At 71.4% G+C, this 14,211-nt stretch carries 14 protein-coding genes and 1 riboswitch; of the genes, 11 read left to right on the top strand and 3 right to left on the bottom strand.

Going from position 1 to position 14,211, the window contains the following annotated elements; genetic code table 11:
• Positions 1-6: 6 nt before the first annotated feature.
• A complete protein-coding gene (locus HNR67_RS33375) occupies positions 7-426 on the bottom strand; it encodes a cupin domain-containing protein (protein WP_185006383.1) in 420 nt (139 codons plus the stop codon).
• 107 nt (positions 427-533) lie between these two features.
• The gene (locus HNR67_RS33370) at positions 534-1,316 is read right to left on the bottom strand and encodes a right-handed parallel beta-helix repeat-containing protein (RefSeq protein ID WP_185006381.1); all 783 of its coding nucleotides are present in this window, start codon (positions 1,314-1,316) and stop codon (positions 534-536) included.
• Positions 1,317-1,519: 203 nt separating this feature from the next.
• Between HNR67_RS33370 and HNR67_RS33365 the strand changes: the two genes are divergently transcribed.
• From HNR67_RS33365 to HNR67_RS33315, 11 genes are all read left to right on the top strand, one after another.
• Positions 1,520-3,274 (top strand): serine/threonine-protein kinase, encoded by a 1,755-nt coding sequence (locus HNR67_RS33365; protein ID WP_281403264.1) that lies wholly within the window; start codon positions 1,520-1,522, stop codon positions 3,272-3,274.
• Between the two features lie 77 nt (positions 3,275-3,351).
• The gene (locus tag HNR67_RS33360; protein ID WP_185006376.1) at positions 3,352-4,149 is read left to right on the top strand and encodes an FHA domain-containing protein; all 798 of its coding nucleotides are present in this window, start codon (positions 3,352-3,354) and stop codon (positions 4,147-4,149) included.
• 69 nt (positions 4,150-4,218) lie between these two features.
• The gene (locus HNR67_RS33355; protein WP_185006374.1) at positions 4,219-5,052 is read left to right on the top strand and encodes a M24 family metallopeptidase; all 834 of its coding nucleotides are present in this window, start codon (positions 4,219-4,221) and stop codon (positions 5,050-5,052) included.
• The gene (locus HNR67_RS33350; RefSeq protein WP_185006372.1) at positions 5,049-6,782 is read left to right on the top strand and encodes an SDR family oxidoreductase; all 1,734 of its coding nucleotides are present in this window, start codon (positions 5,049-5,051) and stop codon (positions 6,780-6,782) included. Before HNR67_RS33355 ends, HNR67_RS33350 begins: the two co-directional genes overlap by 4 nt.
• A 31-nt stretch (positions 6,783-6,813) precedes the next feature.
• Complete coding sequence (locus tag HNR67_RS33345) at positions 6,814-7,686, top strand: metal-dependent hydrolase (protein WP_185006370.1); 873 nt, start codon at positions 6,814-6,816, stop codon at positions 7,684-7,686.
• Positions 7,686-8,717: a PDR/VanB family oxidoreductase gene (locus HNR67_RS33340; protein WP_185006368.1), complete on the top strand. Its 1,032-nt coding sequence runs from the start codon at positions 7,686-7,688 to the stop codon at positions 8,715-8,717. Before HNR67_RS33345 ends, HNR67_RS33340 begins: the two co-directional genes overlap by 1 nt.
• Positions 8,718-8,778: 61 nt before the next feature.
• Positions 8,779-9,390 (top strand): TetR/AcrR family transcriptional regulator, encoded by a 612-nt coding sequence (locus tag HNR67_RS33335; RefSeq protein ID WP_185011397.1) that lies wholly within the window; start codon positions 8,779-8,781, stop codon positions 9,388-9,390.
• A gap of 127 nt (positions 9,391-9,517) precedes the next feature.
• Positions 9,518-9,694, top strand: a riboswitch (cobalamin riboswitch).
• Between the two features lie 23 nt (positions 9,695-9,717).
• Positions 9,718-9,915, top strand: coding sequence for a CbtB domain-containing protein (locus HNR67_RS33330; RefSeq protein ID WP_185006366.1), 198 nt, complete (start codon positions 9,718-9,720; stop codon positions 9,913-9,915).
• 14 nt (positions 9,916-9,929) lie between these two features.
• The gene (locus HNR67_RS33325; protein WP_185006364.1) at positions 9,930-10,679 is read left to right on the top strand and encodes a CbtA family protein; all 750 of its coding nucleotides are present in this window, start codon (positions 9,930-9,932) and stop codon (positions 10,677-10,679) included.
• Positions 10,680-10,738: 59 nt separating this feature from the next.
• Complete coding sequence (locus tag HNR67_RS33320) at positions 10,739-11,569, top strand: class I SAM-dependent methyltransferase (protein ID WP_185006362.1); 831 nt, start codon at positions 10,739-10,741, stop codon at positions 11,567-11,569.
• A gap of 3 nt (positions 11,570-11,572) precedes the next feature.
• Positions 11,573-12,607: a LacI family DNA-binding transcriptional regulator gene (locus HNR67_RS33315; RefSeq protein WP_221490140.1), complete on the top strand. Its 1,035-nt coding sequence runs from the start codon at positions 11,573-11,575 to the stop codon at positions 12,605-12,607.
• Here the strand turns inward: HNR67_RS33315 and HNR67_RS33310 are convergent.
• Entirely contained in the window at positions 12,597-14,030 is a 1,434-nt protein-coding gene (locus tag HNR67_RS33310) for an aldehyde dehydrogenase (RefSeq protein ID WP_185006360.1), read from the bottom strand. The two genes, HNR67_RS33315 and HNR67_RS33310, sit on opposite strands and share 11 nt — an antisense overlap.
• Positions 14,031-14,211: the final 181 nt, after the last annotated feature.

The following is a 14,211-nucleotide window of genomic DNA, read 5'->3' as shown; positions in this document are numbered from 1 at the left end:
GCTGACCTACAGCGGCAGGGGTTGGTTGGGGCTGTTCAGGAACTCGGTGGTGATGAACAGCAGCGGGGTGTCGCCGATGTTCTCCAGGTCGTGCAGCAGGAACCGGCCGGCGGCGAACGCCAGGAACCTGCTGTCACCCGACCGGTAGGTCACCTCGCGGGTGCTGCCGTCATGGCTGTGCTGACGACTATGTCCACTGTGGACGGCGGTCCAGGAGTAGTCGAGCACATGCCGGTGCGCTGGCAGGCGTGCACCCGGCTGCACCCGGACCTCCCACAGCCGGGTCCACCTGGTCACCTCGATCAGGCGGCTGCCGACCGCGCCGTTGTGCGCGTTGCGCTGGAACTCCGCGCGCAGCTCCGGGCTCCAGCCCTGGTGGTCCCGCGCGATCAGCTTTCCCGCCAGTGGCAGGGCCAAGTCCGTCATCGATGTCCTCCTCGGTCCGGACCCAGCTTCCGGGGCGGACCGAGGGGTCGTCCAAGGCCGGTTCTCTCTGGTGGCGATGACTTTCCCGCATGCCGGGTCCCGGTGGATCAGGGACGGCCGCCGGGCTTGGGGCCCTGGTAGCCGGGGCGGGAGGAATCGTCGATGCCGACCTCGTAGCGGATGCCGGGGCTGACCTTGTTGCCGCGCACGGTCGCGTTGGTGGACTTGATCGCCAGCCCGATCGCCTTCACCGGCGAGGCGGCGAACTCGTTCTGCTCGATCGTGGCGTGCTGGATGTCCTCGAACATCAGCGTCTGCGAGGCCTTCAGCGTCTCGCAGAAGTTGCCGCGGATGGTGAAGTGGTGCGAATGCCCGCGCCCGCTGCCCTCGCCCTCGTTCGGACCCTCGGCCATCAGGCACATGTTGTCGATCTTCTCGCACCGGTTGCCCTCGATCAGCACGTCCTGACTGGCCGGGGTGTTGGTGGCGTAGGTCTGCATGCAGTCCGCGTGCCCGTACCGGTTGCTGGTGCCCGAGATCGTGTTGCGCAGGATCCTGATCCCGGCGCCGAAGAACCGGATGCCGTCGCCATCACCGTTGCGCGGCTTGGTGATCGTGTTGTCCTCGAGGGTGATGTCGTCACCCTGCGCGCGAATCCCCGGCGCCTCCGGATCGACCAGCCGGAAGTCGCGGATCACCACGTGACTGGCGTTGACCGTGATGCCGTTGACGTCCTTGCCGGTGCCGTCGACGACCAGCGGCTGTTCCGCGGTGCCGCCCTGGGAGATCACCAGGCGGGACCTGGCCGGTTCGGCGACCCCGGTCGCGGCCGGGGTGAGCGCCGCGACGACCCCTGCTGCCGCGATGACCGCCGACACCTTTCCGATCATGTGGATTCCTCTCCTCGCACTGATCCGGCGCCTTGCCGCACCGGATGCGGCGGACGCTAGAGCCGGGCGCTGGGAAGGTTCCCGGCCTCGGCTGTCCAGCGCGGACCGGTGCGTTCGCGCACCTACCGGACGGTCGGTAGACGCGCTGAGTGGATCGGGTGACCCGGAGCCGGGAACAGCCCCGGTCTCCCTACACTGTGCGCATGCGCGGTAGCCAGTTGATTGCTGAGCGTTACCAACTGGAGGAGCGGTTAGGCGCCGGGGGCATGGGGGTCGTCTGGCGGGCGACCGACCTCGAACTGGACCGCACGGTGGCGCTCAAGCGATCACACGCCACCGACGGCGCGCACGGGGGCGGCCAGACCCGGCGGGAGGCCCGGCTGGGCGCCGGGCTCAACCACCCCAACGTGATCACCGTCTTCGACGTGCTGCTCGACGGCGAAGACCGTTGGCTGGTCATGGAATACCTCGACGCCCGCAACCTCGACGAGCTGATCGAGGCCGACGGTCCGCTGCCGCCCGAGCAGGTCGCCCGGATCGGCCTGCAACTCGCCGCCGCGCTGACCGCCATGCACGAGGCGGGCCTGGTGCACCGGGATGTCAAGCCCGGCAACGTCCTGGTCACCGAGCGGGGCGTGGCCAAGCTGACCGACCTGGGCATCGCGCGCTGGACCGAGGAGACCCGCACCGGCAGCGGCGGCCTGGACGGCACCCCCGGCTTCCTCGCCCCCGAGGTCGCCAGGGGCGAGGCTGGCGACACCGCCGCGGACGTCTTCTCCTTGGGCGCCACCCTGTTCGCGGCCGTGGAGGGCATGTCGCCGTGGGGCCGGAACACGGTCAGCCCGTACGGCCAGGTGCACCGCGCGGCCGGCTACCAGATCGAGCCGCAGCGTCAGGCGGGATCGCTCGGCCCGGTGCTGGAAGCGTTGCTGCGCAAGCGACCCGGCGACCGGCCGAGCGCCGCCGAGGCCGAGGCGATGCTGAGCCAGGTGGCCAACGGCAGCGAGGCCACCATCCGGATCCCGCCCTCGGCGCGGCGCAGGCGCAGAGGTCTGGTGCTGGGCGCGGTCGCGGCGGTGCTCGTGCTGGTCGCGGCGACGCTGGTGTGGCAGGCCATGCCCGATACCCCGGACTCGATCACCGGCGACCAGCGCACCGCGGACCCGTGCAAACTCACCGATCCCGCCGCACTGAGCCGGTTCGGCCAGGCCACCCTGGACCCGGACTACGGCAACTTCAACCGGTGCGACGTGCTGGTCCAGCTCAGCGAGCAGGAGGGCGACGAGGCGGATGTCCGCCTCGAACTGGAAACCCGCGGTGACCACGCGCCGACCACGATCACCGCCACCGCGATCGGGCCGATCGAGCGCGCCCCGGAACAGGACGGCCAGTGCCGCCGGACCATCCGGCTCAACGACGGCAACCGGGTCCTGATCAGCGCCAAACACGTCGACGGCAAACCCGCCCAGCTCTGCGCGATGGCCGACGCGGTCACCAGCGGCGCGGTGCTCGTGCTGGGCGGCGGCAAGATCCCGCGGCGCGAGGCCGACCCCGCCCCGGAGGCGTTGATCCGGCTGGAGGCGTGCGCGCTGGTCACCGAGGCCGAGGCCACCGCCGCGGTCGGCGGGCCGAGCACCGCCGACCCCGGGTTCGGCAACTGGGAATGCGACTGGGAACGCGTGCGCCGGAAGCTGACCGTGATCTTCGACCGGAACCAGCCCGCCGGCCTGGACGGCACCAAGCTCACCCTCAGCGGCCACACCGCCTACGTCGACGCGGACGGGTTCGGCAAGGGGACCTGCGACGTGTCCATCGTGCACCGCCCCTACCTGGACCTCAACGCGAAACAAATGGTCGAACTGGTGCGGGTGGTGATCCGGGACGACCTGCCGGGCGAGCAGCTCTGTGAGGCGACGACCACGGTCGCCCGGCAGGTGGCCGCCCGGCTCTCGCCCTGACCCGCCGCGGGGCAGACATGGGAGGGATCCCGACCGACCGGTTGGACACTGGTCCGAGCATGGACGAGGAGGCCGGAATGACCGCACCCCAGCCGGGCAGCGCACTGCTGCCCCGCAAGCACCGCAGCCTGGCGCACGGCGTCGAGCGCGCCGAGCCGGGCGAGGTGTACGCGCTGACCGTCACCGGTGGCGTGCGGATGTCACCGCTGGACGGCCGCCAGGTCAGCTTCGGTCGCAACCGGCCGGACGTGGACGTCTGCGTCGGCGAGGACGACGTACAGGTCAGCAGACGGCACGGGTTGCTGACCAGGCGATTCGGTCAGTGGTGGGTGGGCAACACCGGCCGGTTGCCGATCCGGTTCCCCGGTGCGCTGCTGCTGTGCGGCGGGGAGGACGAGGTCCCGCTGACCGAGGGCTACACCCCGCTGTTCATCCGCGGCGCGCGCAACCGGGAACACCTCCTCGAGGTCTACGTGGCCGGTGCGGACGGTGGCAGGCCCGCGCCCAAACACGGTGAGCCGACCCGGCCGCCGCGCACCTGGGTGCTGCGGCCGGAGGAGAAGCTGATGCTGGTCGTGCTCGGCCAGCGCTACCTGCTGCACGACGCCCGGCCACAGCCGATGTCCCGCCAGCACACCGCCGAGGTGCTGGCCACCCTGCAGCCCAGGGCCGGCTGGACGCTCAAGCGGGTCGAGCACATGGTCACCGAGGTGCGGGCCCGGCTGTCCGCCGGGGGAGTGGCCGGGCTGACCAAGGCCGAGGTGGGCGAACCGGTGGGCAACGCGCTCAACGACAACCTGCTGCGCGAGCTGGTGCTCTCCACCACGCTGGTGCCGCCGGACCTGGGCCTGATGGACGATCCGTCCCCGCTCTGACCCGGTTTCCGCGCGTCTACCGACCGGTCGGTAGACGCGCGCTATTGACAGAATGTCTAACATGACATCATGTCTCACAACGGAGTGCTGGAGACAGCCGACCTGACCGGGTTCCGGGAGCTGCAACAACTCGCCTACGCGGGCGCCCAGGCCGTGGCGGCCACCCTGGAACCAGGGGTGACCGAGCGGGAGGCCGCGCGGCGGCTGCGTGAGTGGCTCACCGAACGCGGGGTACAGGACTGGTTCCACACCCCGTTCGCCTGGTTCGGCGACCGCACCGCCTTCCGCGGTTTCCGGGTGCCCACCCAGTTCTTCCCGAGCAACCGGCGGCTGTCCGCGAACATGCCGTTCATCCTGGACTGCGCCCCGGTGCGGGACGGCTACGTCGCCGACATCGGCTACGCCGGCTGCCTCGGCCACAACCCGATCTTCGAGCGACTCCGCGACGACCTGGCCGCCTACCGCGCACTGATCGTGGAGCAGGTCCGCGCCGGAGACACCCTGCGCGACATCTACCGCGCGGTCGACGCGCTGAGCGCCAGGCAGGGCTACGACAACCGGCACCGCGTCTACCCGGGCCGGGTGATCGCGCACCAGGTCGGCAAGGTCAACTCCCGGCTGCCGAAGTTCATCGTGGCCGGGTTCGGCGTCCGCTCCCTGCAGACCCTGTTCGGGGACCTGCTGGTCGAGCGCCTGCATCACCGGTCCCCGTTGTGGGCCAACGGCGAGATCTCCAACCACCCCGCCACCCCCGGCCTGTGGGCGGTGGAACCGCACATCGGCTTCCGCGGGGTGGGCGTGAAGTTCGAGGAGATCCTGGTGGTCACCGACACCGACGCGTACTGGCTCGACGACGACCTCCCGCACGTCCGGCACTGGCAGGGGAAGGCGGAAACCCGATGACACGGTTCGTCCAAGGCGACGGGGTCCAGCTCGCCGTGCGCGAATGGGGCGACCCGGCCGCGCCGACCGTCCTGTGTGTACACGGCTACCCCGACGACAGTTCGGTGTGGACCGACGTCGCGATCCGGCTCGCCGAGCGCTTCCACGTGGTCACCTACGATGTGCGCGGCGCGGGTGCCTCGGACAAACCCAAGGCGCGCAAGGACTATCTGCTCGACCGGCTCACCGCCGACCTGGCCGCGGTGCTCGACGCGGTCAGCCCCGACCGGCCGGTGCACCTGCTCGCGCACGACTGGGGCTCGATCCAGGCCTGGCACGCCGTCACCGATCCCGAGTTGAAGTCGAGGTTCCGTTCCTACACCTCGATCTCCGGCCCCTGCCTGGACCACGCGGGCCACTGGATCCGCGAGCGGGTCCGCAGGCCCAGCCCGCGACGGCTGCGGGAACTGGTGCAGCAGCTGGTGTTCTCCGGCTACATCGGCTTTTTCCAGCTCCCGCTACTGCCCGAACTCGCCTGGCGCACCGGCCTGCTGCCCAAGGTGATGGGCCGCCTGGTCAAGCTCGGCGACGGCGTGCCGCTGCCGCCACCGGCCACCGTCGACGGTGTGCACGGACTCCAGCTCTACCGCGCCAACATGGCGCCGCGCTTCGCCAAGCCGGTCCAGCGGCACACCGACGTGCCGGTGCAGGTGCTCGCCCCGACCCGCGACCCCTTCGTGAGCACCTCGGTGCAGACCGACATCGCGCGCTGGGTCAGTGATCTGCGGGTGCGCCGGATCGCCGGCGGGCACTGGCTGCCGCGCAGCCGACCGGAGGTCATCGCCCGCTGCGTCACCGAGTTCGCCGAACACCTCGACGGCGCGCCGGAAACCCGTGCGCTGCGCCGGACCCGCCCGCTGCGGCCTAAGCAGCGCTGGGCCGACCACCTGGTGCTGGTCACCGGTGCGGGCAGCGGCATCGGCCGGGAGACCGCACTGGCCTTCGCCGAACACGGCGCCGACGTTGTTGTGTCCGATGTGGACGGTGAGTCGGCCGCGCGCACCGCCGAGCTGGCCGAGTTGTTCGGGATCAGCGCCAGCGCGCACACCGTGGACGTGGCCGACGAGAAGGCCATGATCGCCTTCGCCGAGGAGGTCCGGCGCGGCCGCGGCGTGCCGGACGTGGTGATCAACAACGCCGGGATCGGCATGGCCGGGGCGTTGCTGGACACCAGCACCCAGGACTGGCAGCGGGTCATCGACGTCAACCTGTGGGGTGTCATCCACGGCTCCCGCATCTTCGCCGACCAACTGGTCGAGAGAGGCGAGGGCGGGCACCTGGTCAACATCGCCTCCGCCGCGGCCTACCTGCACTCGCGCACCCTGCCCGCCTACGCCACCACCAAGTCCGCGGTGCTCACCCTGACCCAGTGCCTGCGCGCCGAACTCGCCCCGCACCGGATCGGCGTCACCGCGGTCTGCCCCGGCATCGTCAACACCAACATCACCCGCAGCACCCGGTTCGTCGGCCTCGACGACCGAGGGCAGGAACAGGCCCGCGCCAGCACCTCCGCGTTGTACCGCAGGCGGAACTACCCGCCATCGAAGGTGGCGCGGGCCATCCTGCTGGCCGTGCACCAGGACAAGCCGATCGCGCCGGTGACCCCCGAGGCGCATGCCGGACTGCTGCTCTCCCGGCTGACCCCCGGCCTGCTGCGCGCCGCCGCCCGCTACGACCTCACCCCGCACTGATCCACCGGAACCCTGATCACCGGAGCGTCCGATGAGCCACGAGCAACCCGACCGGCTGGTCCTCACCCCGCGAGACGTGCACTTCGACTGGTCCAAGACCCCGCTGCACTGGGTGCCGGGGGAGCCGTTCACCACGCACATCCTCAACGTCACCCACCTGCTGCTGCCCGAGGGTGAACGCTGGTTCGTCCGGGTCTTCCAGCAGGCGCTGCCACTGATCCGGGACGCCGAACTGCGCGAGCAGGTGATCGGCTTCGTCGGGCAGGAGGCGGTGCACGCCGAAGCCCACCAGGGCGCCCAGGAACACCTGCGGGAACAGGGGATCGACCCGGATCCGTACGTGCGGCAGTTGGAGTGGATCTTCGGCCGGATCCTCGGCGACCGGGACCTGGACGCGCGCGGGCAGCGGGCCTGGCTGATCGAACGGCTGGCCTACGTGGCCGCGGTGGAACACGTCACCGCCTTCCTCGGGCAGTGGGTCCTGGATGCCCGCGGCCTGGACCGGGCAGGCCTCGACCCGACCATGCTGGACCTGCTGCGCTGGCACGGGGCCGAGGAGGTCGAGCACCGCTCGGTCGCCTTCGACCTGTACCAGCACATCGACGGCAGCTACCTGCGGCGACTGCGCGCGATGGCCGTCGTCGCGCCCGCGCTGACGCTGTGCTGGGTGCGCGGCCTGCGCTACCTGATGCAGGCCGACCCGGTGCTGCGCGGGCAGGTCAAGTCGAGTTGGCGGGATGTGCCGCGCAGTGCCCGGCGCGGCCTGCTGCCCGGCTACGGATCGTTGCTGCGCAAGCTGTCCACCTTCCTGCGCCGCTCCTACCACCCCTCCCAGGAGGGCTCCACCGCCCGTGCCGTGGCCTACCTGGCGACCTCGCCGGCGGCCAGGGCCGCGGAGCACTGATGACTCGCCAGGACACCCCGCCGCACCCCATCGGCGCCGGTCCCGACCGACTGGTCGGTTGGGCGGCGCGCGCGATGGACGGCTACATCCGGCTGCTGCGCCGCGGCGGGGCCGCCGAAAGGCCGGTCGAGCCACCGCGGCGGGTGCGGATCGCCGAGGTCAGGGCCGAGGCCGAGGACGTGGTCAGCCTGCGTCTGGTCGCCGTCGACCGGGTCCAGCTGCCCGCCTGGCAGCCCGGCCACCACCTGGACGTGCACCTGCCCTCGGGCAAGCGACGGCAGTACTCGCTGTGCGGGGACCCTACCGACCGTTCGGTCGGCTACCGGATCGCGGTGCGCCGGATCGCCGACGGCGGTGGCGGCTCGCGCGAGGTGCACGAACTGCGTGCCGGGGACGAACTGGGCATCCGTGGCCCGCGCAACGCCTTCCCGTTCGTGCGTGCCCCGCGGTACCTGTTCCTGGCCGGTGGCATCGGGATCACCCCGATCCTGCCGATGGTGCACGCCGCCGCCATGGCGGGTGCGGACTGGCGACTTGTCTACAGTGGACGGTCGCGGGCCAGCCTGCCGTTCCTGGCCGAGCTGGCCCGCTACGGCGACCGGGTGCGGGTGCACGCCGACGACGAGCACGGCGGCCCACCCACCGCGGCGGACCTGGTCGACCCCGGCGACTCGGTGCTCTACTGCTGCGGCCCGCCACCCATGCTGGCCGCGGTCAAACAGGCCGTCCCGGTGCGCAGGCCGCTCTACAGCGAACGCTTCAGCCCGCCGCCGATCCTGGGCGGCGCGCCCTTCGAGGTCGAACTGCGCCGCACCGGCGTCACCGTGCCGGTGCCGGCCGAGGTCTCCGCGCTGACCGCGATCCGCGCCGTGCTGCCCGACGTCGGCTACTCCTGCCAGCAGGGTTTCTGCGGCACCTGCCGGGTCCGGGTGCTCGACGGCGAAGTGGACCGCGTCCATCCGGCCGACGAACCGGACCAGGCGCGCATCTGCGTGACCCGCGGGCGCACCCGGCTCACCCTGGATCTGTGATGATGAACCGGACATGACTGAACTGACCGAGACCAGCGGCCAGCCCCGGCGCAAACGGCGGATGTCCCCGGCCGAACGCCGCGAGGACCTCATCGGCGCCGCACTGGAGCTGTACAGCAGCCGGGCGCCGGAACTGGTGTCGATCGAGGACATCATCACCCACGCCGACGTGTCCAGAGCACTGTTCTACCGCTACTTCGGCAGCCTGCGCGAGGTGCACGTGGCCGCGCTGCGCACCGCGGTGGACGAGCTGGTGGACCGGCTGACCCGGCGCGAGCCCGGCACGCTGATCGATCAGCTCCGCTACGCCCTCGGCGTGTTCGTCGACGTCGCCGACACCTACGCCACCGCCTACATCGCGTTGCTGCGCAGTGGATCCGTGGTCGCCACCAGGGACACCGACACGCTGGTCGACGAGGTCCGGCACGTCGCGGTGCGGGAGATCCTGGACGTCACCGGGGTCACCGAGCCGAGCCCGTTCATGCTGCTGACCCTGCGCTGCTGGGTCGCGGTGGTCGAGGGCACCCTGCTGATCTGGTTGCAGGACCGCGATCACAGCCGTGAGGAACTGATCGACTGGTTGATCGACCAGCTGGCCGCGATGACCGCGGCCACCGCCACCCGCGACCCCGTCACCGCCGCACTGCTGACCCGGATCGCCCCGGACGTCTGATCGCCCCCACCCCGGGATCCAGCAGGTGAACGTCTGGGCGCGACGAAAGTTCCGCGCAATGCCGTATCGCCACCTGATTGTGATCCTGATGACCCGTTCAGAGCTGGCTGCGCCGCTGGCGGGTGGCCTACGGTCACTGGGCCGCAGTGTTCGGGAAGCCGGTGCGAATCCGGCGTGGTCCTCGCCACTGTGACCGGGGAAGTCCCGTCTCGATCAAGGCCACTGGCCGGTTCGCCGGCTGGGAAGGCAGGAGACGTGGCCATGATCCGGGAGCCAGGAGACCGGCTGCGGCGCGCACGGAACCGTCCACGAGGTATGGAGGAGAACATGTCGGCATCCGCCGCGTCCCCCGATCGACCGACCGCCATCGCGGTGCCAGCCTGGTCCTGGCTGGTCGCCGCGGCCGCGCTGATCGTCCTGTACGTCCTGTTGCAGGAGAACGGTCTGCTGCTGGCGCACAGCTCCGAGCTGATCCACGAGTTCGCGCACGACGGGCGCCACGCGCTCGGCGTTCCGTGCCACTGAACGGGGACCCGCAGATGACTAGTCCCACCTTCGGGTCCACGCTGCTCCGCGGCGGGCTGGCCGGCGTGATCGCCGGGCTGGCAGGCGCCGCGGTGCAGTACTTCCTGACCGAGATCCCCCTGGAGGCCGCACTCGCCGTGGAGGAGGCCCGCCCGGCCGAACCCTCGGCGGGCGACCACCACGAGGAGCTGTTCGACCGGGGCACCCAGCTCGTCGGCGGGCTGCTGGCCACCGTGGTGATCGGGCTGGCCATCGGCCTGGTCTTCGCGGTCGCCTTCGCGCGGCTGCGCCACCGGCTGCCCGGCCGGGCCGACCTGGACCGCGCGTTGCTGCTGGGCGGGGTCGGGTTCCTGACGATCTCCTTGCTGCCCGGCCTGAAGTACCCGGCCAACCCGCCCGGCGTCGGCGATCCGTCCACTGTGGAGGAACGCACGCTGCTGTACCTGGCGGTCATCGTCGCGGGCCTGGTGCTGGCCAACCTGGCGCCGTGGTTCAACCGTTTCCTGGCCCGCAAGGGTCTTGACCGCTCGGTCCGGCTCGTGCTGACCGGACTGTCCACTGTGGTCCTGCTGGCGCTGGTGGTCATCCTGCTGCCCGCCAACAACGACCCGATCCCGGCGGACATCCCGGCCCCGCTGCTCTGGCAGTTCCGGCTGTACTCGCTGATCCAGCTGGCCACCCTGTGGACGGTGCTGGCCAGTGTGTTCGGCCTGCTGCTGGACCGTCAGCTGCGCAAGGCTGACACGCAGGCGCTGGCCGCATAGCATCAACGGGCCGGGGCCGCGGGGCGAGGAGCCCGCGGCCCCGGCCCTATGCTTGCCCGGTGAGCACCGCACAACAACGCTGGGCCCGGCAGCTCGCGGACTGGGCCATCCCGGCGCACGTGCTGGCCGGGGCCGCCGAATCGCCGTGGGTGTTGCCGCGTCAGGTGTTCCGCCGCCGCGCCGCCGCCCAGCTCGCCGCACCCGCCGGGGCCACCCACGACCAGGCCAGGGCCGCGCTGGCGGAATCCGGGTCGCTGCTGGACATCGGCGCCGGGGCCGGGGCGAGCAGCCTGCCGTTGCTGGCCGCCGGGCTGGTCACCGGGTTCACCGCGGTGGACGCCGACGCCGACCTGCTCGCCGCCTGCGTTGAGAGCGCGGAATCCCTCGGCGTGCCAACGCGCGGGCTGCGCGGCCGCTGGCCGGATCTGGCCATGCGGGCCGGGGCCGCCGATGTGGTGGTGTGCGGCAACGTGGTGTTCAACGTGCCCGACCTCGCCCCGTTCATCGCCGCCCTCACCGCGGCCGCCCGGCGCGAGGTGGTGCTGGAGACCGCGACCCGGCACCCGCTGATCGACCTCAACCCGCTGTGGCGGCACTTCCACGGCATCACCCGCCCAGAGGGCCCCACCGCCGATGATCTGCTGGCCGCGCTGGACGAACTCGGCGTGCACCCGCACGTCGCCCGCTGGCGGCGACCACCCGGACTCGAGCCCCGGGACTTCGCCGAACTGGTCGAGACCACCCGGCGACGCCTGTGCCTGCCAACGGAATCCGCGGCCGAGGTCGGCCGGGTGCTCCGCGAGCACGGCCACAACCCTGACCTGACAGCGGATCCGGGCGCCGCAGGTCGCGAGCTGGTGACCCTGACCTGGCCCGGCTGGGCGGACTGAGGGGTGAGCAGGCAGCGGGTCACCCAGGCCGAGGTAGCGCGTGTCGCCGGTGTGTCCCAGGCGATGGTCTCGTTGGTGCTCAACGGATCCAGTGACGTGCGGATCGCGCCGGAGACCAGGGCCAGGGTGCAGGAGGCGTTGCGCAGCACCGGGTACACCGTGGACATCATGGGCAGGCGGTTGCGCGGCAAGGGGAACAACATCCTCGGCGTGTTCAGCTACGAGTCGGTCTTCCCCTCCGGCGGCGCCGACTTCTACCGCCCGATCCTGCGCGGCATCGAGGAGGAGGCCGAGGCCCAGGGCTATGACCTGTTGCTGTTCACCAGTTCCGGCCGCCGCGCCGGCCGCCGCCAGGTGTATGAGAACGGGACCAACCGGCTGGGCATCGCCGACGGCAGCATCCTGTTGGGGCGGCACAATGATCCGGCCGAACTGGCCCGGCTGACGCGGGAGCGGTTCCCGTTCGTCTTCATCGGCCGCCGCGAGTCCCCGGCCGGACCGATCGCCTACGTCGGCGCGGACTACGTCGAGGCGACCCGGCAGTGCTACGACCGGCTGTGGCGACTGGGACATCGGCGGATCGCCTTGCTGGGCCTGGCCGGGGACCACGAACCCACCGTGGACCGGCGGCGCGGTTATGAGGTGGCCGCCCGCCGCCACCGGCGTACACCCCTTGTACTGCAACAGGAAGACCCGGACCAGGCGTGGCAGGCACTGGTCGCCGAGCAGGTGACCGGGGTGCTGGTCGAGACCACCGCGATGGCCGAGGGATTGCACGCGCGGGCCACCGCGGCCGGGCTCGACGTGCCGGGTGACCTGTCGATTATCCTGTTGGGGGACAACGATCCCAGCCAGGGTGGCGGCGACTCGGCGGTGGACTGGTCGATGTTCCGCATCCCACGCGAGGAGCTGGGCGCCACCGCGGTGCGGGTGCTTCTCGAGCTGCTGGCCGGCCGGAGTCCGGACTCCGGCCATCGCCTGCTGTTGCCCTGCGTGCTGCACGAGGGCGGCACGGTGGCCGCCGCGGTCAGGCGTTGATCGTCTTCAGCTCGACGTACCCGGACAGCCCTGCCACACCCATCTCCCGGCCGAGCCCGCTGGCCTTGTAGCCGCCGAAGGGCGCGTCGAAACCGCCGGGGTCGCCGTTGACCAGCACACCGCCGGTGCGCAGCCGCCGGGCCACCGCGAGGGCGCGATCCTGGTCGGCGGACCAGACCGCGCCGGAGAGGCCGTAGTCGGAGTCATTCGCGATGCGGATCGCCTCCTCCTCGGTCTCGTAGGCGATCAGCGAGAGCACCGGGCCGAAGATCTCCTCGCGGGCGATCCGCATGTCGTTGCGCACCTCGGCGAACACCGTGGGACGCACGTAGTTCCCGCCGGTCAGGCCCTCGGGCTCCTCGGGTCCGCCGACGACCAGGCGGGCGCCCTCCGCGATGCCCAGCCGGATGTAGCCGCGCACGCGTTCCTGCTGCGCCGGGGTGACCATCGGGCCGATGAAGGTGGCCGGGTCCCGCGGATCGCCAACCGGGATGGCCCCGACCACACCGGCGATCGCGTCCACGAACTCCTCGTACCTGCTGCGCGGCAACAACAGCCGGCTGATCGAACCGCAGGACTCGCCGTTGTTGCCGAAGGAGGCGAACGGCAGCTGGCTCAGCATCGTGGGCAGGTCGGCGTCGGCCAGCACGATGCCCGCGGACTTGCCGCCCAGCTCCAGGCTGACCCGCTTGAGCTGCTCGCCCGCGATGGCCGCGATCCGGCGTCCGGCGGCGGTGGATCCGGTGAAGGCGACCTTGTCCACACCCGGGTGCGCGACCAGGTACTCGCTGGCCCCCCGGTGCGCGGGCAGGATGCTCAGCACGCCATCGGGCAGTCCGGCCGCCGCGAAGACCTCGGCCAGCAGCAGGGCGTCCAGTGCGGTCTCCGGCGAGGCATTGAGGATCACCGCGCACCCGGCCAGCAGGGCAGGGACGATCTTGACCAGCGCGGACTGGTGCGGGGCGTTCCACGGGATGACCGCGGCCACCACGCCGACCGGCTCCCGGCGCACGATCGGGCCAGGCCCGTTGGGGGTGCTGACCCGCTCCTCCCAGCCGAACTCCGCCGCGGCGCGCAGGTAGGCGTTGGTCTGCTCGGCCATCGCGGTCTGTAGTGAGCTGGTGAACCAGGACGGGGTGCCGTTCTCGGCGGTGACCAGCTCGGCGATCTCGGTGGCGCGCTGGGCGTGCAGCTCGTTGAACCGGGCGATCAGGGCCTGCCGGTGTTCGGGGGTGGTGTGCGGCCAGGGGCCGTGGTCGAAGGCGGCGCGGGCGGCGCTGACCGCGCGGTCGACATCGGCGGGGGTGGCCTGGGCGGCGTGTCCGACTACCGGCCGGTCGTGTGGGGAGACCACCACGATCGGTTCGGCGATCTCCGGCGCGACCCACTGGCCGCCGACGTAGAGCTTGTCGTAGGTGATCATTCCTGACCTCCGGGCTGTCGTATCCAACTAGTTGGTTAGTTGGCGTCTGGAGTCAAGGTAACAGACCGCTGGGCTTTTGTGCGATGTGGCCGTGGTCCCGCGTCCCTACCGACCGGTCGGTAGGGAGAGATTGTGGGTGGTCGCGTACGTGGGTGGCGGAAATGTGGGTGGTCGGACCCGA

It is taken from the genome of Crossiella cryophila, assembly GCF_014204915.1.
GTDB classification, from domain to species: domain Bacteria; phylum Actinomycetota; class Actinomycetes; order Mycobacteriales; family Pseudonocardiaceae; genus Crossiella; species Crossiella cryophila.
The sequence above is the reverse complement of the archived record's forward strand: the minus strand, read 5'-3'. Positions and strand labels throughout refer to the sequence as shown.